The 21,435-nt window shown below is 70.8% G+C and carries 19 protein-coding genes; 5 read left to right on the forward strand and 14 right to left on the reverse strand.

Annotated elements, in window-relative coordinates; genetic code table 11:
- Window positions 1-148 precede the first annotated feature (148 nt).
- The 4 genes from QOZ89_RS07985 to QOZ89_RS08000 all read right to left on the reverse strand — a co-directional run bounded on the left by QOZ89_RS07985 (window position 149) and on the right by QOZ89_RS08000 (window position 4,786).
- The gene (locus QOZ89_RS07985) at window positions 149-1,102 is read right to left on the reverse strand and encodes an ABC transporter ATP-binding protein (RefSeq protein WP_312623415.1); all 954 of its coding nucleotides are present in this window, start codon (window positions 1,100-1,102) and stop codon (window positions 149-151) included.
- Complete coding sequence (locus QOZ89_RS07990) at window positions 1,099-2,448, reverse strand: amidohydrolase family protein (RefSeq protein ID WP_157910572.1); 1,350 nt, start codon at window positions 2,446-2,448, stop codon at window positions 1,099-1,101. The genes QOZ89_RS07985 and QOZ89_RS07990 overlap by 4 nt, the downstream gene beginning before the upstream one ends.
- Before the next feature lie 67 nt (window positions 2,449-2,515).
- Window positions 2,516-3,571, reverse strand: a complete 1,056-nt coding sequence (locus QOZ89_RS07995; RefSeq protein WP_071051176.1) for an ABC transporter substrate-binding protein — start codon at window positions 3,569-3,571, stop codon at window positions 2,516-2,518.
- A 138-nt stretch (window positions 3,572-3,709) separates the two neighbouring features.
- A complete protein-coding gene (locus QOZ89_RS08000; protein ID WP_312623416.1) occupies window positions 3,710-4,786 on the reverse strand; it encodes a 2OG-Fe(II) oxygenase family protein in 1,077 nt (358 codons plus the stop codon).
- A 167-nt stretch (window positions 4,787-4,953) separates the two neighbouring features.
- On the opposite strand from QOZ89_RS08000, the gene QOZ89_RS08005 reads away from it, so the two are divergent.
- The gene (locus QOZ89_RS08005; RefSeq protein ID WP_491723645.1) at window positions 4,954-5,202 is read left to right on the forward strand and encodes a beta-eliminating lyase-related protein; all 249 of its coding nucleotides are present in this window, start codon (window positions 4,954-4,956) and stop codon (window positions 5,200-5,202) included.
- Window positions 5,203-5,327: 125 nt separating this feature from the next.
- Here the strand turns inward: QOZ89_RS08005 and QOZ89_RS08010 are convergent, their stop codons facing one another.
- A complete protein-coding gene (locus QOZ89_RS08010) occupies window positions 5,328-7,676 on the reverse strand; it encodes a molybdopterin-dependent oxidoreductase (RefSeq protein ID WP_312623417.1) in 2,349 nt (782 codons plus the stop codon).
- 340 nt (window positions 7,677-8,016) lie between these two features.
- Entirely contained in the window at window positions 8,017-8,835 is an 819-nt protein-coding gene (locus QOZ89_RS08015; RefSeq protein ID WP_241842009.1) for a COG4705 family protein, read from the reverse strand.
- On the opposite strand from QOZ89_RS08015, the gene QOZ89_RS08020 reads away from it, so the two are divergent.
- Entirely contained in the window at window positions 8,819-9,952 is a 1,134-nt protein-coding gene (locus tag QOZ89_RS08020; RefSeq protein ID WP_241842010.1) for a COG4705 family protein, read from the forward strand. The genes QOZ89_RS08015 and QOZ89_RS08020 overlap by 17 nt on opposite strands.
- 140 nt (window positions 9,953-10,092) lie before the next feature.
- On the opposite strand, the gene QOZ89_RS08025 is transcribed toward QOZ89_RS08020, so the two are convergent.
- The 7 genes from QOZ89_RS08025 to QOZ89_RS08055 all read right to left on the reverse strand — a co-directional run bounded on the left by QOZ89_RS08025 (window position 10,093) and on the right by QOZ89_RS08055 (window position 16,889).
- Window positions 10,093-11,421, reverse strand: coding sequence for a sensor histidine kinase (locus QOZ89_RS08025; RefSeq protein WP_312623418.1), 1,329 nt, complete (start codon window positions 11,419-11,421; stop codon window positions 10,093-10,095).
- The gene (locus tag QOZ89_RS08030; RefSeq protein ID WP_071051222.1) at window positions 11,421-12,083 is read right to left on the reverse strand and encodes a response regulator transcription factor; all 663 of its coding nucleotides are present in this window, start codon (window positions 12,081-12,083) and stop codon (window positions 11,421-11,423) included. The genes QOZ89_RS08025 and QOZ89_RS08030 overlap by 1 nt, the downstream gene beginning before the upstream one ends.
- A gap of 583 nt (window positions 12,084-12,666) precedes the next feature.
- Window positions 12,667-12,837, reverse strand: a complete 171-nt coding sequence (locus QOZ89_RS08035) for a hypothetical protein (RefSeq protein WP_491677175.1) — start codon at window positions 12,835-12,837, stop codon at window positions 12,667-12,669.
- 33 nt (window positions 12,838-12,870) lie between these two features.
- Entirely contained in the window at window positions 12,871-14,328 is a 1,458-nt protein-coding gene (locus QOZ89_RS08040; RefSeq protein WP_071051183.1) for a DUF2252 domain-containing protein, read from the reverse strand.
- Window positions 14,329-14,459: 131 nt separating this feature from the next.
- A complete protein-coding gene (locus QOZ89_RS08045) occupies window positions 14,460-15,635 on the reverse strand; it encodes an AI-2E family transporter (protein WP_241842011.1) in 1,176 nt (391 codons plus the stop codon).
- 107 nt (window positions 15,636-15,742) lie between these two features.
- On the reverse strand, window positions 15,743-16,459 hold the full coding sequence (locus QOZ89_RS08050) for a GAP family protein (protein ID WP_312623419.1): 717 nt from the start codon (window positions 16,457-16,459) through the stop codon (window positions 15,743-15,745).
- A 55-nt stretch (window positions 16,460-16,514) separates the two neighbouring features.
- Window positions 16,515-16,889, reverse strand: coding sequence for a PLD nuclease N-terminal domain-containing protein (locus QOZ89_RS08055; protein ID WP_312623420.1), 375 nt, complete (start codon window positions 16,887-16,889; stop codon window positions 16,515-16,517).
- Window positions 16,890-17,192: 303 nt separating this feature from the next.
- Between QOZ89_RS08055 and QOZ89_RS08060 the strand changes: the two genes are divergently transcribed.
- The 3 genes from QOZ89_RS08060 to QOZ89_RS08070 all read left to right on the forward strand — a co-directional run bounded on the left by QOZ89_RS08060 (window position 17,193) and on the right by QOZ89_RS08070 (window position 20,232).
- The gene (locus QOZ89_RS08060) at window positions 17,193-17,726 is read left to right on the forward strand and encodes a hypothetical protein (RefSeq protein ID WP_071051185.1); all 534 of its coding nucleotides are present in this window, start codon (window positions 17,193-17,195) and stop codon (window positions 17,724-17,726) included.
- Between the two features lie 123 nt (window positions 17,727-17,849).
- Window positions 17,850-18,863 carry a hypothetical protein gene (locus tag QOZ89_RS08065; RefSeq protein WP_312623421.1) on the forward strand — a complete coding sequence of 338 codons (1,014 nt, stop codon included), beginning with the start codon at window positions 17,850-17,852 and terminating at the stop codon, window positions 18,861-18,863.
- A gap of 34 nt (window positions 18,864-18,897) precedes the next feature.
- The gene (locus QOZ89_RS08070) at window positions 18,898-20,232 is read left to right on the forward strand and encodes a Dyp-type peroxidase (protein WP_071051187.1); all 1,335 of its coding nucleotides are present in this window, start codon (window positions 18,898-18,900) and stop codon (window positions 20,230-20,232) included.
- Window positions 20,233-20,498: 266 nt separating this feature from the next.
- Here QOZ89_RS08070 and QOZ89_RS08075 read toward each other — a convergent pair whose 3' ends face one another.
- Window positions 20,499-20,909, reverse strand: a complete 411-nt coding sequence (locus QOZ89_RS08075; RefSeq protein ID WP_312623422.1) for an SHOCT domain-containing protein — start codon at window positions 20,907-20,909, stop codon at window positions 20,499-20,501.
- Window positions 20,910-21,435: the final 526 nt, after the last annotated feature.

Genomic DNA, 21,435 nt, shown 5'->3' on the forward strand with positions numbered 1-21,435 from the left:
GGGACGCCGGGGCCGGCGACGGCCCCGACGCGGACGCTGACCCCTGCCGCGGTCCCGTCGGCGGCGCCGGTCCCGAGGCCGCGGCGGCGGCCCGGGCGGCCGCCGCCGGCATCGCGCGCCCGCCAGCGCGGCGCGGGTGCCGCCGCCGTCATCGCGCGCCCTCCAGCGCGGCGCGGATGGCGCGGCAGCGGGCCGCAAACTCGGCGCTGTCCCGCTGCTCGCGCCGGTCCGGCCGGGGCACCGGCACGTCATGCACGGCGTGCACCGAGCACGGGCGCGGGCCGAGCACGACGACCGTGTCGGCCAGCAGCACCGCCTCGTCCACCGAGTGGGTGACCAGCAGGCAGGTGGTGCCGGTGTCGGACAGGATGCGCAGCAGCTCGAAGTTCAGGTCGGCGCGGGTGATCTCGTCGAGGGCGCCGAACGGCTCGTCGAGTAGCAGCACATCCGGCCGGGTCGCCAGGGCCCGGGCGAGGGCGACCCGCTGGCGCATCCCGCCGGACAGCTCCCGTGGCCGCCGGCCCGCCCAGTCCGCCAGGCCGGTGATCTCCAGCAGGTGGTCGACCCAGGCCCGGTCCTTCGGCAGCCTGGCCAGGTCGAACGGCAGCTCGATGTTGCGCCGCACCGACCGCCAGGACAGCAGCCCCGGGTCCTGGAACGCGAACCCGGCCCGGCGGGCGCGCCTGAGCTGCGCGGGCGAGACGCCGGCGACGTCGATGGTGCCGGCGGTCGGCTCCAGCAGCCCGGCGACCAGGCGCAGCAGCGTCGACTTGCCGCAGCCGGACGGTCCTACCAGCACGCCTATGCCGCCCACGGGCACGGTGAAGCTGACGTCGTCGACGGCGGTGACGGCGCCGCGCCGGCCGGGGTATCCGAAGCTCACGCCGTCGACCCGCAGCACCGGCGGGCCAGCCCCGCCGGCGACCGCGGGCGCGGGGTACCGCCCAGGGCCCGCCGCCGCCGACGTGGGCGCCGATGCCGAGGCCGACGTGGGTGCTGGTTCCGGCATGGCGGACCTGGGCCCTGGCACGTCGGTCCCGCCGCTGGCGGTGGCCGTGCCGCCGGTCTGGGCGCGGCCGGTGGTGGGTGGGGCCATGCTCATGCGGGAACCTCCCGGGGTCGGGGCGCTGGGGCGCTGGACGGTTCGGGGCGGTGGTGCACCTGGGTTCCGGCGACCCACACCTCGGCGACGTGCGCCGGGCCGGCCGCGGCCACCGCGATGTCGGCGAGCGGCCAGTCCGGATGGCCGAACAGATGCCGCCACGGGCTCAGGTCGAGCAGGACGAGGTCCGCGAGCCGGCCCTCGGCGGGCGGCCGCGGCGCGGCCGCGCCGAACGCGGCGCGCCCGGCGGAGGTGGCGAGCGCGAGCGCCGCGGTGCCCGGCACCCGCCGGTGGGCCTGGGCCTGCCAGAGCCCGCGGGCCAGGCGCAGCTCCGCCCAGCCGTCGTGGTCGTCGGACAGGGCGAGCCCGTCCAGGCCGAGGCAGGCGGCGCGGACCCTGGCCGCGGCCCGGGCGACCGGCGCGACACCGGCGGCCAGCCGCAGGTTCGACGAGGCGTTCAGGGCGAGCGTGACGCCCCGCTCGCCGAGCAGCGCCAGCTCGTCGTCGCGCAGCTGGGTGCCGTGCGCGACGGTGGTCCGCTCGGTGAGCAGCCCGAGCCGGTCCATCGCGGGCAGCAGCCCGTCCGGGTACACGTCGTCCGCCCAGGCTCGTTGTCCCGGGCTTTCCAGCAGGTGCAGGTGCAGCCGGCGGCCGGTCGCGGCGCTGTGCTCGGCGAGCCGGGCCAGCGTCGCCTCGGCGACCCACTGCGGGCCGACCGGGCCGAGCTGGACGTCGACCAGCCCGGCGGCCCGCGAGCCGGTGACCTCGGCCGTCAGCTCGCCGGCGAGCCGCTCGACGTCCTCGATCAGCGCGTCGACGGCGGCGCGGCCGGCACCGGGCGCGTCGCGCCGCCGCCCTCGGCGGTCGCCGCCCGCGTCGAGGACCGGGAACGCGACGGCGGCGCGGATCCCGCGGGCGATCGCCGCCCTGGCCGCCGCCCGCACCTCGCCGACGACGTCGGGCCCCGTCGGGTTGACGCAGAAGACCGCGGCGCCGACGCCGGCGCGCAGCATGGCGCCCGCGGCGAGCCCGACCAGCTCGTCCTGGCCGCGCGGGCGGACCGGGCGGTCCAGCGTTTCCAGCCACTCCTCGAGCGGTGCGTCGGGAATGCCCGCGTCGACGGTGCCCGGGCCGCGCCCGTGGTCGTGCCCGTTCAGCAGCGGCGGGCAGAGCACCAGCGCCGTCGGCGGCGACGAGCCGGCCGCCGGTGCCGGGCGCAGGGTCGTGATGACGCCGTCGTCGACCGCCAGCTCCCACTCGGCACCCGCGCCCGCGCGCGCTTCGGGCAGGCCGGCGTCGCCGATGACGCCGGCCAGCCGCCAGCGGCCGGTGCGAGTGGCGCTCATGGTGTGGACGGTCATCATCGGGTCCCCGGTCGTCGTCCTGTCCCGCCCTCGTGCCCGGTGACGTCGGCTACGCCGTCGCTCCGGCGCCGACGAGGATGTCGGTCGTCATGACGGCGGCGTAGTCGACCGGCTTCTCGATGAGGCCAGCGGTCTTGTAGAGGTCGTAGACCTTCTCGAACGCGGCCTGGTCGACCCACATCAGGCCGTGCTTCTCGGTGTCCGGCCCGGTGATCAGCGGCACGGCGGCCTTCGCCGACTCCTTCTCGTCGGCGAGCACCGCGCCCGTCTCGTTGTGGTACTGGTCCCAGGTGTACTGGGCGATCTCCTCGGGGTTCTTCACGAAGTAGTCCCAGCCCTTGCGGTCCGCCCGCAGCCACTTGGTGAGCAGGTCCTTCTTCCCCTCGACGGTCTTCTTCGTCGCGAACAGGGCGTTGCCGTAGTCGGGGTTGCCCAGCTGGGAGAAGTAGGTGATGGTGACCGGCACGCCGGACTGGCGCAGCGACAGGCCCTGCTGGGTGCCGTAGCCGATGTAGCCGTCGACCTGCTTGGAGCTCAGGATGCTCGGGTCCGTGCCGACCGGGACCATCTTCACGGTCGACGGGTCGACGCCCGCCTGGCTGAGCATCGCCGACAGCAGCGGGCGTTCCGTGGTCGGCAGGCCGACCGTCTTGCCGGCCATCGCGGCGAGCGACGTCACCGGGTTGCTCTCGAGGGACATCAGCGCGTTCGGGGTCGACTGGTAGATCGTGGCGAACGCCATCACGGGAATGCTCTTGCTGACGGACAGCAGGATGTCGGAGCCGTTCGCGTCGCCGATGTCGGCCTGGCCGCTGGTCACGACCGAGACCGGGTCGATGTTCGGGCCGCCGGAGACGAACTTCGCGTCGATGCCCTCGGCGGTGAAGTAGCCGTTCTTCAGCGCGGCGAAGTGCCCGCCGAACTGGGTGAACTTCTTCCAGCCGAGCTGGCAGGTAACGGTCGTGAGACCGGCGGCGGACGTGGACGAGCTGTCGTCGTCCGAGCCGCAGGCGGCGAGCAGCGGGCCGGCGGCGAGCAGCGCACCCCCGCCGAACAGACCACGCAACACGGCACGGCGGCTGGTGGTGGAGTCGAGCGCAGACATGGTTTTCCTCTCCGGAACACCGAAGGAGCAGGCAGGGAAGGACGGGGGAGCCGCGGGGGAGGGGCGCGGAGCGGGGTATGGCGGAAAGGAACCGGAGCTTGGCCGCGGGCGCGGCGGACGAGAGGAGAACGGTCGGTGTCAGGAGGTGACGCGCTGCTGGAGCTTGCGGCGGCGCACCCAGGCGCCCACGTCCAGCGGGCCGGCGTCGCGCAGGGCATCGGCCAGGACGGTGTCGGCGAGAAAGCCGTCGGTCGGCGGCGCGTCGCCGTGCTCGGAGCTGGCGCCGTGCTCATCGAACGGGACGAGCTCGCGGTGGTCGCTCGGCCGGTAGAAGAACGGGAGGGTCAGCCGATCGCCGGCGGCGGTGGGGCCGGCTGGCCGGACCTCGTGCGGCACCGCCCACCAGGCGCCGCGGGTCAGGTAGGTGAGCAGCTCGCCGACGTTGACGACGAACTCGCCGGCGGCGGGCGCGACGTCGTGCCACCCGCCGGAGCGGTCCCGCATCACCAGGCCGCCGTTGCCCGGCGGGTCCTGGAGCAGGACGGTGAACAGGGTCAGGTCGGAGTGCACCGCGTTGCGGATCCTCGGCGCGGCGGACGGCGCGGGCGCCGGGTAGTAGTTGGCGGCGAGATCGGCCCAGTTCCCGGCCACCATGCCCGACCAGCGGGAGGGCGCAAGGCCGAGCGCCGCCGCCATGGCCGTGCCCAGCAGCGCCGCCGACTCCTGCATGGCGGCGTAGTAGCGGTGCCAGGCCTCGACGAAGCCGGGCAGCTCGGCCGGCCACAGCGCGCAGTCCGCGACGGCGGTCGCCACGAGGTCGGTCGCGCGCCCCGGCGTCGGCTCGACCGGGTCGGATCCGGACCCGGATCCGGCGCGCTCGCCCAAGCCGAGCAGCGTGCTGGCGACCCGTGGGCCGATGTGGAACATCTCCTTCTCGTCCGCGTAGCCGTACTCGTTGCGGTTGCCGTCGGTGCCACGCCAGCCGACGTACTGGTCGTCCGGGCTGACCAGCGCGGCCTTCGCCGGCCGGGGCAGGGCGAAGAGCTCCCGCGTCCGCCCGAGCACCTCGCCCGTGAGGCCGGTGGGCAGCGGCAGCCCGGTCAGCACGAAGGCGCCGATCTCATGGCAGACCCGGTCGAGCTCCCCGCCGGCGGGCGTACGACCGGCGCGGGCATCCGCGACGATCTCCGGCAGTGAGAACGACGGAACCTGCACCGGGACACCTCCGCGCACTTCGGATCCGAACTTGGATCCGAACGTTAGGGGTGTCAGATTGCGGGCGTGTCACGCGGGCGTACCGGGACGTAACGACCTTCGGCGGTGCCTCGCTACCGGGCAACCCCACGCGAAGGCCCAGCTCACAGCCGTTGCCGTCGCGAACCATGGACTCCCACCCCGCCTCGGCCACCGGCGCCGCGCCGGCGGCCGCCATCGCGGCCGCCGGCTCCGCCAATCCGCGCAGTGACACCGTGACCCGCCCGACTCCTGGGATGCGCCGGGCGATGGCGGACGCCGAGGTCGGCGACGACGTGTATGGCGAGGACCCGTCGGTGCGGGCCCTGGAGGAACACACGGCGGGTCTGCTCGGGCATGAGGCGGCACGAGCGGATGGATCGGGCCTCGTCCACTGAGGGGCAGTGATCGCCGGCGGTGTATGGCAGCTGGCGTCCGGCTGACCGCCGAGCCACTCCCGAAAGCGTCCACGGGATAGGCCTCAGGCCCCGGCGCGTCAGCCAGGACACCCGGTGGCCCGCCGTCAGTCGAGGGCGGTCAGCCGCACCGGGATGCCGTTGAGGACGGCGTTGCCGGACAGCGGGTCGACCTGGGAGGCGTCCGTGAGGACGTTCGTGTTCACGCCGGGATGTTCGGCGGCGACCGTCATCTGGGTACCGGTCTGGCCGTGGCCCCAGCCGTGCGGGAGACAGACGACGCCGGCCATCACCTCGTCGCTCACCTCGACCTGGACCTCCAGCGCGCCCGTCGCGGACGCCAGCCTGGTCCGGCCGCCGTCGCGGACGCCGTGGCGGGCCGCGTCGTCCGGATGCACGAGCAGGGTGCAGCGCTCCCGGCCCTTGACCATCGCCGGGACGTTGTGCAGCCAGCTGTTGTTGGTTCGCGGGTGGCGCCGGCCGATCAGCACCAGGCCGGCGCCCGCGCCCGCGCTGCCCACGCCGTCGGCACCGCCCCCGCCGGCGGCGTCGAGCGCGGCGCGCAGCCTTGGCACGTCCGCCGCGACCGGTTCCGGGGCGAGCTCGACCTTCCCGCTGACGGTGCGCAGCATGGCCGGGATCCGCGGGGTGAGTGGCCCGAGGTCCACACCGTGCGGGTTGGCCAGCAGCAGGGCGAGCCGTATCCCGTCCGGCCGGGCGCCGAACCCGTCGCCGAAGTGCCCGGTGCGCAGCGCGACGTCCAGCAGGCGTTCCGGCGTGGTCTCGCCGTCGACGAGCGCGCGCAGCTCGGCCGGGTCGCGGCCGGCGGCCGACGAGCCCGGCTCGGCGACGGCGCGGCGCAGGGCGTCGTCGAGCAGCGACTCGTGGACGGCCGACACGTCGGTGTCCGCTGGCTGGCCGAGCGCGATCAACGTGAGCCGGGCCAGGAGGTCATGCTCGGCCAGCCCGCCGGGATCGGGCGGCAGGACCGGTGGCGAGTAGCTGGCGACGGTGCGCACGGCCAGCGCCCCGAACATGAAGTCGTAATGCCCGACGCGGGCCGGGTCGGTGGGCGGCAGCACGACGTCGGCGTGACGGGACGTCTCGTTCAGGTACGGGTCGACGCTCACCATGAAGTCGAGCGTGTCGAGTGCCGCCGCCAGCCGCCTCGCGTCCGGAGTGGACAGCGCGGGGTTGCCGGCCACGGTGACCAGTGCCCGCAGCCGGCCGTCGCCGGGTGTGTCGATCTCCTCGGCCAGCGCCGCGACGGGCAGCTCTCCCATCACCTCGGGCAGCCCGCGGACCCGGGTGTGCCACCGCCCGGTACGCCACCCCCGCCCACCGGGGCGCCCGTCAGGACGCGGCCGGTCGGCGCGGCCATGGGCGCCCCGGCCGAACATCGCCCCACCGGCGGTGTCGAGATTGCCGGTCAGCGCGTTCAGGACGATCGTGAGCCAGCTCGTCAGGCCGCCGAACGCGTCCGTCGTCGTGCCCATCCGGCCGTAGACGGCGGCGCGCGGCGCCGCGGCGAGCTCCCGCGCGATCCGCCGGGTCGTCTCGGCGGGCATCCCGCAGGCCGCCTCGACCGCCGCCGCGGTGAACGGCGCGGCCAGTTCGACGGCGCGCTCCACCCCGGTGAGGTGTTCGGCGACCGCGCCGAGCCTGATCTGGCCCGCCGCCGCCAGCTCGTTGACCAGCGCGAACAGCCACAGCGCGTCCGTGCCCGGCCGGATCGGCAGATGCTCGTCGGCGAGGGCGGCGGTGCGGGTCCGGCGCGGGTCGACGACGACGACCGTGCCGCCGCGGGCGCGGATCGCGGCCAGCCGGCCGGGGAAGTCGGGGGCGGTGCACAGGCTCCCGTTGGAGACCGCCGGGTTCGCACCGAGCATCAGCAGGTAGTCGGTGCGGTCCAGGTCGGGCACCGGGATCAGGGACGGATGCCCGAAGACATGACCGCAGGCGGCGTGCATCGGCATCTGGTCGACCGTCGCCGCGGTGAACAGCGAGCGGCTTCCCAACGCGCTGAGGAACGCCGGAAGGTGCTGCGTGCCAGCCATCGTGTGCGCGTTCGGGTTGCCGAGATACACGCCGACGGCGTCCCGGCCATGCGCGTCGACGACCCGGCGCAGGCCGGCCCGCACGACGTCGAAGGCCTCGTCCCAGCCGACCTCGCGCCACCCGGCGTCACCGGGGCGCCCGCGACCGTCGTGACCGCCGCGACCGTCGTGACCGCCGCCGGCGGTGTCGCGGACAAGCGGGCGGCGCAGCCGGTCCGGGTCGTTGAGCAGCTGCGGCAGCGCGGCGCCCTTCGGACAGACGTACCCGTGGCTGAACACGTGCGCCGCGTCGCCGCGCGCGCCGACGACCCTGCCATCGGCCACCCGCAGCTCCAGTCCGCAGGTCGCCTCGCACAGCGGACAGGTACGCAGCGCGGTCGTCCCTAACCCAGGAGTCATACCCGGCAGGGTCGCACATCTGATCGGCCCTGGCCCAAGATCTGCGCGGGCTCCCCGGCGGCCGCACCGCTGACGCGGGCGGGTCGTCACGTTCTGGACGGCGGCCGGTTCGGGTGACTGCTGACGGGCCCCGCGAGGCTCGGGTGCCGGCTACCGTGAGGTTGGGTCGCGGGAAAAGTGCCGGGTGTTCCCTCCAGGCATCGATGGCGACGCCGAGGTCCCTCAATCACTCTGTGCTGTCACTGCGGGTCGGCAGTCGCCGGTGCAGGATTTCCGCCGCGCGAACGCGTCGGCCATGAGCACGAAATGAGATGTTGACCGGCGCATCCGCGACGATCGGTCACCACCGGTCAGACGGTTCCGCCTCTTCGACCACTGGGACACGGTATGGGGCGCCGTACTGGGCAGGCACGGGTGCGGGTGCCTGATGCGCCGGCGACGCCGAATCGGCGGCCTTCGGCGGGCGCTGGACGTCGGTCCCGCTCCAGGCGAGATAGGCGACCAGGATGACGATCACGAACGTCGCGGTTACGGCGACGGTCCCGTCGCCGTAACCGAGGCCATGCAGGTCGTGTTCCTTGGCCAGGTAATCGGCGATCGACGCACCGAGGGGCCGCGTGAGCACATAGGCGAACCAGAACGCGCCGACGGCGTTAATCCGCCGAAGCCGGTAGGCGACGGCGGGGACAAGGATCGCGACCGCGAAGAAGCCGATCGACGCGAGGAAACCCAGGTGGAGGGTGAACGCGGTGAGATCCCCGGCCGCCGTGCCGAGCGCGAACGTGGCGAGAACAGCGGACCAGTAGTAGATCTCGCGCCGACGGGTGACGATGCTGTGGATCGACAACGACCGCTCGTCGCGATGCCACCGAAAGAAGATCGTGGCCAGTACCACTGCGTAGAACAGGGTCGTGACGGGGTACGGGATGCCGATGACGCGGTGGACGCCGTCCGCCGCCATGGTGCCGAAGACGGCGACCATGGCGACCGCAAACCAGTAGACGGCGGTGACATAGCGGCGGGTGCGCAGCTGCAGCCACATCGCCAAGGTGAACCCGACGAGGCCCACCCCGCCCGCCAGCGGCACGCTGCGGTTGGCAAGGAAGTCTGACGCGGCCTCACCCATCCCGGTGGTGAGGATCTTGACGATCCAGAACATGACGGTGATCTCGGGCACCTTGGGTGCGAGCCGCCTGATGGCGCGCCGCCGCCCTCCCCGGGCTGACGATGTCATGGACGTCCTCTTTCTGGTCATTGATTTCGCGGCTGGCCGCGTACGTAGACCACGTGGGCGCGGACCCGTGTGGCTGGCGTTCCGATGCATATCAGGTTTTGCCGCCCAGCCTTCGCGGAGGGGCCGGCGCGCTCGCCGCCAGTCAGGTTTTCGTCAGGTTGGCGGCGGCATTCTTGGCGGCGTGACCATGTCTACCCCAGCCGTGAAGGCACGGGCCGCGAGCCGGCCGATGTTGAACAAGGTCCCGGAGATCACCTTCTACTTCTGGATAATCAAAGCCCTGTGCACGACCGTGGGCGAGAGCGCCGCGGACTACCTCAACAGCACGTTGGGGTTCGGGCTCGGCAATACGACGACGGTGATGTCCGTCCTGCTCGTCGCCTCGCTGGTGGCGCAGTTCCGGCTTCGCCGCTACATCCCGGGCGTGTATTGGACCACGGTTGTCCTCATCAGCGTCGTCGGCACTCTGATCACCGACAATCTGACTGATGGGCTGAACATCAGCCTCGTTGTCAGCACCGTTGCCTTCGCCGCGCTGTTGGCGCTGACGTTCGTCGTGTGGTATCGCACCGAGCGCACTCTGTCGATCCACAGCATCGTGACGAGACGGCGCGAGACGTTCTACTGGCTGGCGGTGCTGTCCACATTCGCGCTCGGCACCGCCGCGGGCGACCTGCTGACCGATCGGCTGGGGCTCAGCCTGCTCACCGCGGTCATCATCTTCGCCGTCGCGCTCGCGGTCGTCTATGCCGCCTACCGGTGGATCGGGCTGGGCCCGATCCTGTCCTTCTGGATCGCTTACGTGCTCACCCGGCCGCTGGGTGGCTCGACCGGCGACTACCTCAGCGGCGCCACCGACGAGGGCGGCGCGGGGCTTGGCACCCTGGCTACGAGCCTGCTGTTCCTCGTCGCGATCGTTGCCACGGTCGTCTACCTGACCGTCGCGAAGAAGGACCGCACAGAACTCGTCCACACCGGCTCTACCGGGGCCACAGCCGGCGGCCTGGGCGATGGCGACCCCGCTCGAGAAGCTGTCGGCTAGCGGGACACGGATGGGTCCGCCGTCGTCGAGGGCTGGCGTCCCGCGCATGACGCGCGGCCGACGGCCTCCACGCGGCGAGTGTCCTCGGTGACCGGAGTCGTCCTCGGCGGTCGCGGCCGTCCCCGACCGCGGTCTCGTCATTAGGCGTCGGGCAGCATCGGGAATGTGACGACCACGCGGCCCCATGGTGCCGGGAGGACCAGGACGTCACCGCCGACGAGCCGGGCCAGCCGGCGCGCGAGCGACAGGCCGAGGCCCGCGCCGTCTCCGGTTGCGGCGGCACCCCGGTATCCGGGTTCGAAGACCGCGTCCACCTCGTCGGGCGTGAACCCCGGGCCGTCGTCCGTGATGGTCAGCCGAGCAGTGTTCGCCCCGCCCGCCGCGGGGCCTACCTCGTCGATCTGCAGGGTGACGGCTGACCGGGCGTGACGTAGCGCGTTGTCGACGATGGGCGTGAGGATCCGTTCGGCCAGGTCCGGATCGCACAGCGCAGGCCGGGCTGCGCCGTGGACACTCATCCGCGTCTGAGGGCCTCCCGCGGCGGCGGCTCCCGCGGCAAACGCGACCCGTTCGGCCACCTCGACGAGATCCGCGCGACCCGTCGTCGCGGTGCCGCCGGGCGCTTTCAGGAGCGTCTCGACAACCCCTGCCAGCTGGTCGACCTCGCCGACGACACCCTCGAGCGCCGCCCGCAGCGGTTCGGGCCGGATGTCATATCGGGCGCTCGCCTCGGCGGCGGCACGCATCCTGGCCAGCGGTGCCTTGAGTTCGTGGGCGATCTGCGAGGTGACCAGCGTCTCGTGCCGCAGGCTCGCCGCCAGCCGGGTGAGCAGGCCGTCCAAGGTCGCGGCGAGGCCGGTGATCTCGTCACGCGGCGGTCCCAGCCCGAACCGCTGGTCCGGGTCGTGCGCGCCCCAGTCACCGGCGAGCGCCGTCATCTCGGCCACCGGGCGAAGCGCCGAGCCGACCAGCCGGCGTACCAGGACGGCCGCGCCCGCGACGATCACGACGTCGAGCGCCACCGCCGCGCCGACGGCCAGCCGTTCGCTGTGGATGTAGGGCGCCAGACTGAGCGCGACCACCACCGTGCCGATGCGTCGAGGCCCGTCCAGGACCGGCAACGACCGGAGCTCTACTTGACCGACCATCCGCGTGGCCGGCCCAGCTGAGGCGAGCGTGGCCGCCGCGGACGCCAGGGACCGGTCCACGGGCGGGTGTACCACCGGCGACGTCTTCAGGTCGAACAGCCACATCTCTTGCTCGATCGCCTCGTCGCCCGGTGTCTCCTCGAGCACCAACCGACCGGCGTCGACGGTGACCAGCGCCGATGCCGCCCGGGCCCGCGACGCCAGCAGGGCGTCGGCGTCGTGGCGCAGCCAGCCGCGCAGAAGCAGCCAGAAGGCCACGGTGAGTAGCGCGACCGAGGTCGTGATGACCGCGACGGTGAGCCACACCAATCGTCGACGCATCAGTCGAGCCGGTAGCCGACACCGCGGGCGGTCGCGATCGACGGGTGGCTGCCGACGTCGCGCAGCGCGCGCCGAAGTCGCGCGACATAGCTGTCCAGGGTGTTCTCCCGCACGACCGAACCCGGCGGCCACGCGCTGGAGATCAACGATGCCCGCCGCACCACCTCGCCGCGCCGGCTGACGAGCGCCGCGAGCAGTCGGTACTCGGTCGGCGACAGCGGACACGCGCCGCTCGGTCCGGCGACGACGTGCCGTACCGGATCGAGGGCGAACTCGGTCCCGGCGGCGCCGGACGCTCGGCGTACCAGCACGTCGAGGCGCGCGAGCAATTCGTCGATCACGAACGGCTTGGTCAGATAGTCGTCGGCGCCGGCGCCGAAACCGAGCACTTTGTCGGCGACCGAGCTTTTCGCGGACAGCAGCAGGGCCGGCGCCGCGACGCCGCGGCTACGCAGTGCCCCCAGCAGGTCCCGCCCGTCCGTGTCGGGCAGCGCGACGTCGAGAATCAGTGCGTCAGGCGACACGGAACCTGCCGCGCGCCGTATGGCGTCACGCCCCGTCGCCGCGGACCACGCCACGTCGAACCCCTCAAGGCGTAGCACCCGCACGATCGTCGTGCACAGCGCCTCATCGTCGTCGACGACCGCGACAACCCCGCGCATCAGCTGCTCAACGCCGCCAGCGGCCTGACCACGGATGGACGGTTAGGCGCGACGCACCGTGCGCGAGCGATGTCAGGTACCACGATTGCCTCCACCCATCGTCGCGCCGAAATTGCTGCAAGCTATTGCAAGCCGCTCTGTCCGAGCCTGGGCGGCACCAATGGCCCCGTCCGGCCAGCTCGGGCTCGACGCATTGTCGGTCGTCGAACATGTGAGCACGATGAACGGTCCGGTGGGAGTAGTCAGGCCGACCGACACGCCGTGGAGGGCTACGGGCGGCGCCACATCTCGCCACGCCAAGACGGCCGGACGAGTCCGCCCGTCCATCCGGCTCGGAGCAGCCGTCTTGAGGCGCGTCTGTCGCGTCCACGTCGCGGCCGAGATGACCAGCAATCCACGTGGCCGTACCGCGACCTTGGCCGGCGGTCTCGGCCCGTCCGATCGCCCGGCGGTGAAGCCTGTCCGGCCAGCTGCCGCCGGCCGCCCTGGCCCGGCTGCCCTGCTCGCGCTGGTCGACGTTCCTCGTCACCGCGCACCGCGGGGCGCTGGCACCGAGACGTGGTCCCGCGACACCGGTCTCGCCCTATTCGAAGAGGCGTTGGCCCCAGTACTGGCCGGGCTGGACGCCCGGCGGGCAGGCGAACAGCCCGCTGCCGACGTGTTGGATGTATTCGTTGAGAGCGTCGTTGACCTTGCCGGCCAGCGACCTCTGGATCGGGACGAACTGGGCGCCCGGGTCGCGCTGGTAGGCGATCGCACGACGGGCAAAGGAGCGGGCTGCGGGGCGTCAGGGCGCGGTGGCGCTGACTCGTCCGGTTCGGACCGCCTCGACCAGCGCGGCGTGGTCGGCCTCGTTCTGGTCGGCGTATGCCTCCGCGAAGCGAGCGACCGCCCGGTCGAATGCCGCGCTGGTGCCCAGGTAGGCCGCGATCGCGATACGGTCGCCCGACCGTGCGTGGGCCCGCGCGAGGGTGGCCGCACACAAGCGCCCGAACAGCGTCATGCCGTCGGGACCCATGGTCTCCGTCTCCACGACGCCCTTCCAGTCCTGCAGCTGCCGGACGTAGAAGTCGCGCCGCCGCCCGTCGAGGCCCTCCACCCGCTGCCAGCCGAGAAAGATGTCGCTGGCGGCCTGGATGAGGCGCTGCCCGACGACCACCCGTTCGCCCTGGTTGCCGTACTCGCTCCCGGCCAGGTGATCGGCCAGGACTGATGTTCCCGCCTCCTTGATCTGTAGCAGGAGCGGGTCGCCATCGTCGCGGCCGAGCAGCAGCGCGACCCAACAGCGGGTGCCCACGCTGCCGACGCCGACGACCTTGCGAGCGAAGTCGACGAGACGGTACTGAGCGAGCAGCGAGCGCCGATCAGCCGACAGGGTGGCGGAGTACCGGTCCACGATGGAGCCAAGCCATCCCATCAGCAGCTCTCGTTCGCTCCCGGCGTCTAGCTCGCCGATCGGGACGAGCAGCGGAGGGTCAGACGCGAAACGCCGTTCGCCGCCCACAACCTCGGTCAGCTTGGTGAACGCCCGTAGCTGGTCGCGAGACCGGGCCCGCGATGTCGCCCGCGACAGGCGCCTGGAACCCCGCCGGCCCAGCACATCCGCGAACCGCGTGACCAGATCGTCGACATCGACGTGCGCATACCAGACGTCGAGGTTGGTCATCGCCGCGAACCGGTGCATCCACATGCGGTAGGCCCCGACCGCCGCGGTGACAATTTCACGTCGCGCGGACGAGTCGAAGCCGTTGGCACGGCCGGCGATGACCAGACTGGCGGCGAACCGCTTCACGTCCCACTCCCACGGGCCAGGAAGGGTCTCGTCGAAGTCGTTGATGTCGAACACAAGGCGTCGTTCGGGGGACGCCAGCAGCCGGAAGTTCAGCATGTGCGCGTCGCCGCAGAGCTGGACCGCGATCCCCGACGTCGGCGTCCCGGCGAGATCCGCCGCCATGATCGCGGCGGCACCCCGATAAAATCTGAACGGCGATTCCATCATCCGCTGGTAGCGGAGAGGGACGAGTTCGGGCAGGCGGCTGTGCGACTGCCGGTCAATCACGTCGATCGGGTCGGCCCGGTCCGGCGCCGGTTCGTACTCCGCATGGGTCCCGCGCGCGGCCCAGACTCGTGCGGCCTTTCCCTGGGCCGCGCGCTCCGCCGGTCGCGGCGCAGCACTGTCGTGCGTTCCTTCGGCTGGCCGCTGCCGGGAGCCATGCGCGGGAGGATGCGTGACAAAAGTGGTCATATTCGGCCTCTCGTGGGCCTCATCCCTGAACAATGTATACAAGTGCGCCGTGTACTGCACCTCGATCGACAGGTTCCCTGCGGCAACACCATCTATGCCCACTACTTCCGGCCGGGCAGCCAGCCCGGCTCTTAGGTTCTTCGATGGGTGGGTCTCGAGGCATCCGCTACCGCTGCCTCGGCAGTTGTATCACCCAGAAGCGGACGCAGCCACTGGGCCGCGGGATCGGCGTCGATGAGCAGAGCCTTGGCGAGCAGAGTCATCGGAACCGCCAAGAGCGCCCCGAGCGGGCCGAGAACGAACGCCCAGAACACCAACGACAAGAAGGTCAGCGTCGCGGACAGCCTAACCACGTTGCCGACGATCTTCGGCTGGATGAACGACTGCACGACCATGTTGATCGATGAGTAGACCGCCACGACCCAGAGCATGCGGCCCACGCCGCCCTCGAGCAGGCCGAGCAGGGCGGGTGGGATCAGACCCACCACGAACCCGATGTTGGGGATGTAGTTGGTGATGAACGACAGCAGCCCCCACAACAGCGGCAGTGGGATTGCCAGCCATTGCAGCGCCAGGGCGTCGAGCGCGGCGACGATCAGTCCGAAAAGCGAGGAAACGGCCAGATAGCGGCGTGTGTTGCGGGCGAACTCTCGCAATGCACCCACCAGCAGCGGCCGTGACTCGGCGACCACGTCGAGTCGGCGCGCAAACAGCTCGCAGTCGATGGCCAGGAAAAAGACCAGCGTGACGATGAGCACCAGGTTGGACCCCACCGAGGTCAGCCCGGAAAGGATGTTCTGCAGCACGCCGGCAAGTTTGGACAGGTCGAGCCGGCCGACCGCGGCGCTGGCTTGTTTCGGCTGGACGCCGAGGTCCTCCAGCCACCGGACGGCCTGGTTCAGCAGGTTGTCGAACTGCGTGCCGTAGTCCGGCAGCAGCGTGATCAGCCGGGCGGCCGACGCGACGAGGGCGGCGGCCAGGCCGACCAGGATCGCATATATCGTCGTCATCATCACGACAATGCCGACCCACCCGGGCACTCCGCGCCGGCGCAGACGTGCCTGCAGCGGGTGCACCATGACGACGAGGACCAACGCCAGAAACGCCGGGCCTAGTGCGCTCCGGAAGGCCCGCATTCCGGCTGTGGCGACGGCCAGAGACGCCAGTCCCAGCAGAATCACGATCGGGCGCGCCAGCGATCCTGTTGGGGCACCGTTTGACGACATCCGCACGGTGTTTCCGACCCTTCCGCGCTCGCGCGTGTGGGGACGCGCCGGCGCCGACGAGCTCGCCAGCGGCCCCGGCATGTCCGAGCTCCGCCAGATGCGCAGGTCGCGGGGCTCGGGTGATTGATCGTCCGGTGCTGGCCGCGGCGGCTGGCACGGAGCCCGACTAAACACTATTAGTCATACTATTAGTCGGATGCGAGGAGTGTCACGATGCCGCTAACGAGGAAGTACAGCCCGCTCGCCGCGGCAATCAGAAAGACAATATCCCATCCGTGTCGGCTCATCCGCGCGTTGTAAGCGGCAAGAATCCGCCCGGTCTGTCGCGGCGCGAGCAGTCTGAGGATGATCGGCAACTCTACCATGAGTAGCACGAGCGAAGCGCAGACGAACAGGGAAAGAATGGTGACACCCGAGCCGATGTCGGCATCGGCAAGATATTTCAGGGCGGCGACATAGAGCGCGGAAGGCAGATATGTGGCCACCCCGAGGAAGAAGATAGTTCGGGTTCCTGTGGGCCCCTGGCTGGCGGAAGTCTCTTTCGGCGCCAGGTCGCGCGCCGCATCCGAGCCGTCCGCTTCTCGCGAGGTTGTCGCGCTGCGTCTGGACGGCCGTCGGATCGTGGTCGCGCGGTGTCGAGCGATCCAGAGCGCCACCAGCAGCAGCACCGCCCCAAGAAACGTCTGCGTGCCGGCGCTCAAGGTCCGCTCCTGCCTTCCAGACAGCTCGGCGGAGCGCAAGGCCACCAAGATGGCGGCTCCGGCGCCGACGGTTACTGTTGCCGCCCCGCCGAGGTAGGCAAATGCGCGCCGCAACGAAGGGGGATCGCCCAGGTAACGCACCACGATCGCCAGGCCTAGCGGATAGATGCCAGCGGCAACGGCCAGCGGCAGGGCGCCGGTCACTTTCGTCTCCCTCGACGTGGCACCAGCCGGCGCCGGGGTTCAGCGTAGTACTTTCTCATTGACGCGCCGGAGCTGTGCTGCGTGAGTATCGCCGCTGGCCTCGAGCCCGGAGACCTTGACGAGGCGCTAGAAGCGGGTCCTGATGCCGGCGGCTTTCATCCGGATATGAACGTGGACCTGATCGTTTTGCTGGCGCACGCCCGATGTCCCGCCCGGCCACGTGCTGGCGCCGAGCGATCAGGTAGGCGAAGATGCCCGGGAACGGGAGGGCGAGCACCAATAAAATCCATACAGCCTTCACCCACCCACCCAGTTCTCGATCACGAAAAATGTCGGCGATGATACGCGATAGGGGCGCCAGCCTGATAACTCGCAGGAAGACGCGGAGCAGGGTCCTGAAGGCACCGAGAACTGGGTGGTCGTAGGCCATATACTGGTGAGTCACTATTTTCGCTCCCGCCCATCGCGGTCAGACATCTACAGTCCCACTCAAGGAGGGGCCGGTCGATTCGATCAGCGGTCGGGAACTCGCCCGACTTGCGTTGACGGTGCAACTAGGGCGAACCTGACAGTCGGCGACTACCGGATCTGCTGGCGCGGCAGCTAGGAACCATATACCCTGTCCGGGTTTCGCCATTTTCCCGAGGTTGAGCCGCCGCCGCTCGCCAGGCGGACCACCGCTTCGAGTGCGAGGCTGTGATGGTCTTCTGTGCGTGGCGGTGGAGGAGCCTAGATGGAGATCAGGCCGGAGGCGGTGGCCATCCCCAAGGAGATCGACCAGCTCGAGCAGGGGAAATACGGCCCTATCTACCCGAGGACACCGGCGTGCTACGGGTTCACCGTCATCGCCAAGGTGAAGCCTGGCCGGGCCGAGGCGATACGTGCGCACGGCCGCACCCTTGCCGGCGCGCTGGAGCAGGATCCCGGTCTTCTCGCGCCGCTGAAGCTGCACTACCTGCGCTGGGTGCTCTTCGATGACGATACGCGTTTCATGTACCAGGGGATCTTCGACACGGACTTCGACAAGTACACCGAGGACGCGGCCGCGCTTTTCAGCAGGGCGGGGGTGAGTACGGCCTTCGAGAACCTTGAAGGGTTCCCCGAGGACTGGCGGACCAACCCCGAGGCGTTCGTCCGTTTCGTGCGCGCGCACCACTGCCCGAGCTTCATCGAGTACGGCGAGTATCCGTACGTGACGTCCGATGAGATCAAGAAGGCCCTGCGAATCAAGAACGCCCTGTCGGAGATGCTCGACCAGATGCAGTGAGCGTTTCCGTCGTGGCGTCGGGCTCCAGGCCCGCCCCCATCGCCAGTCGTGAAAAGGGAAAAGCGCCGTGAGAATGGCACCGTCCGGGCCGACCGTGCCTTCCGCCGTGGATCGGGGAACGTGATGACCGAGCCGCGTACGGCCCGCACCTACAACCAGAACCACGCCCCCCGCCCATACACCCCGGGCCGGCGGCGGGTGAGCATCTACGTGTCGTGGAGCTATCCGGCCGAGGCCGGCCGGGATCCGGCCGGGCTTGACAACCGGTTCTCCACGATGACCGAGGTCCGACGGGTTTCCTGGCCCGCCTACGAGAAACCTCGATGGTCCGACCCGTTCCAGTTCCAGCAGGGCATCGCAGGGGCTTTGGAATTGTTCTTCCGGTCCTGGGTGCCATTCCAGACATGCGTCCAGGAGGCCACGGGGCACGCGGTGCCGGTGTATCAGCGGGTCGATCAGGCGGGGTTTCGGACCGTGCTGGACGAGCGGGTTCTGGCGGACACCGACACCTTGTTCGTGTTCGGGCTGGATCACACGATCACCGGGCAGGAGGCCGGGCAGGCCGAGATCGAGGCGCTGCGGCATTTCCTGAGCCGAGAGGACGCCTGCCTGGTCCTTGGACCGCACCACGACGTCGGGGCCTCGGACGACCTGGCCGTGCGGGACATCGAGTACCACCATCACGGGGATCTCCTGGTTCCCCGCCAGCAGCGGTTCGCCGGATACGTCCGCGGCCTGATGCGGGGGCTGGGGGTGCCCGTCGAGAACCGCTACGGGCTGCGTCCCGCCGTCCGCGACGGCGACCAGCTCGCCCCGCTGTCCGTGGCGAGGGACCTGGACCCCAGAGGATGGCTGGACGGCGTGAGCCACTTCACCTCCCACCAGCATCTGCCGCACTACGCGGTGACGACCGACGAGCCGGGCGTCGTCCACGTCCTGGCCAGGCAGCCCGTCGACACGACACGGCCGCATCCGTTCACCGAGGCCGGCGCCACCGAGTTCGACATGTTCCTGTGGATGCCCCCGGCCGGCGACCGGGCCGGCGACGTGCTCCTGGCGGACTCCACGATCTTCAGCTCGTTGTTCGGCGGTGACGAGAGCCCGCGGAACTTCTGGCGCAACCTCGTCTCGACCTAGTGGCGGAAGACCTAGGCCGGAAGGAAGCGGGAACGTGAGCGGGCGGACGCGTGCCTCATTGCAACTCGACGACATCCAGCGTGGGGTCCTGAGCCCTCGGCCGACCCCCTATGCGGCGACCTACCTCCTGTTCCGGGTCGATGACCCGGTGCACGGCCGGGAGCTGATGCGCCGCGTGGGCGCGGTGGTGACCTCCGCCGCCGACCCGGTCAGCCCTCTGGGGAACACCTGGGTGAGCGTCGCGCTGACCTGCCACGGGCTGCGGGCGCTGGGCGTTCCGGACTCCGCCCTGGCCACGTTCGCCTGGGAGTTCCGCCAGGGCATGGCCGCCAGGGCCAGAGCGCTCGGTGATGTCGGCGAGAGCGGCCCCGAGAGCTGGGAGGCGCCGCTGGGCACCTCCGCCGTCCATGTGGTGCTCCTGGCGGTCGCGCCGGACGCCACACAGCTGCGGGCGGCCATTGACTGGGCCCGGCCCGCCTACGACCACCTGTCCGGCGTGACCGCGATCTGGCGACAGGACTGCTACACCCTGCCCACCGAAACAGAGCATTTCGGCTATCGCGACGGCATCAGCCAGCCAGCGATCGAGGGCAGCCCCATCGCCGGATCAAACCCGCTGCAGGCACCGCTGAAGGCCGGCGAGTTCGTACTCGGCTACCCCGACGAGCTCGGCGGCGTCCAGTCCCCGCAACCGGCTGTGCTCGGACGCAACGGCAGTTACGTGGCCATCCGCAAACTTCACCAGCGGGTCGGCGCGTTCCGGCGCTACCTGCGGGACAACGCCACCAGCCCCGAGGACGAGGAGCTGCTGGCCGCCAAGATCATGGGTCGATGGCGCAGCGGCGCACCGCTCGCGCTCAGCCCACACCACGACGACCCCGCTCTCGGGGCCGACCCAGACCGCCGCAACACCTTCCTCTACGAGCGCGACGACCCGGCAGGATTCACCACCCCCGGCGGCTGCCACATCCGGCGGGCCAACCCCCGCGACGCCTCGGTCGCCGGCGAGCCGCGGCTGCACCGCATGATCAGGCGCGGCGGCGTCTACGGCCCGCCGCTGCCTCCCGGAATCCTGGACGACGACGGGGCCGACCGCGGCCTGATGTTCACGTTCGTCGGCGCCCACCTCGGGCGCCAGTTCGAGTTCGTCCAGTCCGAATGGATGAACGACGGCGTCTTCTTCGGCGCGAACGACGCTCGCGACCCCATCATCGGAGTCCACGACGGCACCACCGGCTTCACCATCCCCCGACGGCCACTGCGCCGGCGTCTGTCTCCGCTGCCACGGTTCGTCGTCACGCGCGGCGGCGAGTACTGCTTCCTGCCAGGCCTGAACGCACTGCGCTGGCTGGGCGATCTGAAGGACTGACCGCGCACCACCGCCCCGACACGCCGCGCCACCCAGGCGGGAAACCTCGTGGACACCCTGCATCCGCTGTTCAAAGCCGTCACGGTGATCTCCATCGCCGCCACCATGTTCGCCGCCGGCCTCGGGGCCACCCTGCCGGCGCCGCGCGCCATCGTCATCCCGCGGCGGTGGTCACGCGACCCCCGGCGGCGCCCGGGCCGACCGCCCGGTCCCGCGCTCGCCCAGCGAGGCGGCAACACCCGGGACCGGTCCTGCGACGCCTGCGCTCACCGCAGGATCTTCTCCTTGGCACGTTGGAACTCCGCTGCGGTGATGTCGCCGCTGGCCCTGAGCCCGGAGAGCCTGGTCAGGTCGTCGACATCCCTATTGGTTCCGCCAGCCGCCTCACGGATGTAGGCGTTGACCATCCCGCGCTGTTCCTGCGACCGCCGCGCGTCCCGCTCGGCCATGTTCTTCCCTCTCGCGATGAGATAGGCGAAGATACCGATAAATGGCAGGATCAGGACGAAGAGGAGCCACCCTGCCTTCGCCCATCCGCTCATTTCTCTGTCCCGGAAGATGTCGACGACGACGCGAAATACGAGAACCAGAAGGATAACCCACAGGAAGATCCAGAAAAGGGTCCAGAAGGCGCCTAGAACCGGATAGTCATACGCAAGGTAGTGGGTAGCCGACACGCCGTCCTCCAACCCGCAGCCGGTAGTACCTCTACAATCACGCCGCATAAGGAAACGGTCGACTCGATCAGTCGCGGACGGTGACATGCCAACGATTCCCCTGACCGGCCGCGAACTGAGGATTCCGGACATGCCAGACTGGAGGCCACGCCGGAACGGCGACGCTGGAGAACGCCACTCGCGGATCGCGCGGGCGGCACTGGTGCGTCGACTGGTGCGTCGACGTCCGGGTGGCCGGGTGGCGCGAACATGATGTTGCGGTGGGTTTTGCGACTCGGATCCGTGCATGAATGGTGCGCCTATGTACACATGGAGCCAATACGCCCGCGCCATGGCCCGGCGGTCGGAGTGCGCCGCGCCGCTTTCGAGCGCACGCTCAGAACGTAGGAGTGCATCGGCCGATCGGGCGGGGCGCGCGCGTCGTCCGTCGGGCGCGACTCTCGTGCGCCCCACGAACGGGCTCGCATCCGGCCGGGCCTTCCGACGACGTGGCTCACGTGCTGACACCTGCGTCTGAGCAGTCCCG

The sequence above is a fragment of the Pseudofrankia coriaricola genome, from assembly GCF_032027725.1.
Lineage (GTDB): Bacteria > Actinomycetota > Actinomycetes > Frankiales > Frankiaceae > Pseudofrankia.

Bases quoted from the DNA above. Each gene is read 5' to 3' on its own strand.
- QOZ89_RS07985 (WP_312623415.1), bottom strand. From the start codon at position 1,102: ATGAGCATGGCCCCACCCACCACCGGCCGCGCCCAGACCGGCGGCACG.
- QOZ89_RS07990 (WP_157910572.1), bottom strand. From the start codon at position 2,448: ATGAGCGCCACTCGCACCGGCCGCTGGCGGCTGGCCGGCGTCATCGGC.
- QOZ89_RS07995 (WP_071051176.1), bottom strand. From the start codon at position 3,571: ATGTCTGCGCTCGACTCCACCACCAGCCGCCGTGCCGTGTTGCGTGGT.
- QOZ89_RS08005 (WP_491723645.1), top strand. From the start codon at position 4,954: ATGGACTCCCACCCCGCCTCGGCCACCGGCGCCGCGCCGGCGGCCGCC.
- QOZ89_RS08010 (WP_312623417.1), bottom strand. From the start codon at position 7,676: ATGACTCCTGGGTTAGGGACGACCGCGCTGCGTACCTGTCCGCTGTGC.
- QOZ89_RS08015 (WP_241842009.1), bottom strand. From the start codon at position 8,835: ATGTTCTGGATCGTCAAGATCCTCACCACCGGGATGGGTGAGGCCGCG.
- QOZ89_RS08025 (WP_312623418.1), bottom strand. From the start codon at position 11,421: ATGCGTCGACGATTGGTGTGGCTCACCGTCGCGGTCATCACGACCTCG.
- QOZ89_RS08030 (WP_071051222.1), bottom strand. From the start codon at position 12,083: ATGCGCGGGGTTGTCGCGGTCGTCGACGACGATGAGGCGCTGTGCACG.
- QOZ89_RS08040 (WP_071051183.1), bottom strand. From the start codon at position 14,328: ATGACCACTTTTGTCACGCATCCTCCCGCGCATGGCTCCCGGCAGCGG.
- QOZ89_RS08045 (WP_241842011.1), bottom strand. From the start codon at position 15,635: ATGCCGGGGCCGCTGGCGAGCTCGTCGGCGCCGGCGCGTCCCCACACG.
- QOZ89_RS08055 (WP_312623420.1), bottom strand. From the start codon at position 16,889: ATGGCCTACGACCACCCAGTTCTCGGTGCCTTCAGGACCCTGCTCCGC.
- QOZ89_RS08060 (WP_071051185.1), top strand. From the start codon at position 17,193: ATGGAGATCAGGCCGGAGGCGGTGGCCATCCCCAAGGAGATCGACCAG.
- QOZ89_RS08065 (WP_312623421.1), top strand. From the start codon at position 17,850: ATGACCGAGCCGCGTACGGCCCGCACCTACAACCAGAACCACGCCCCC.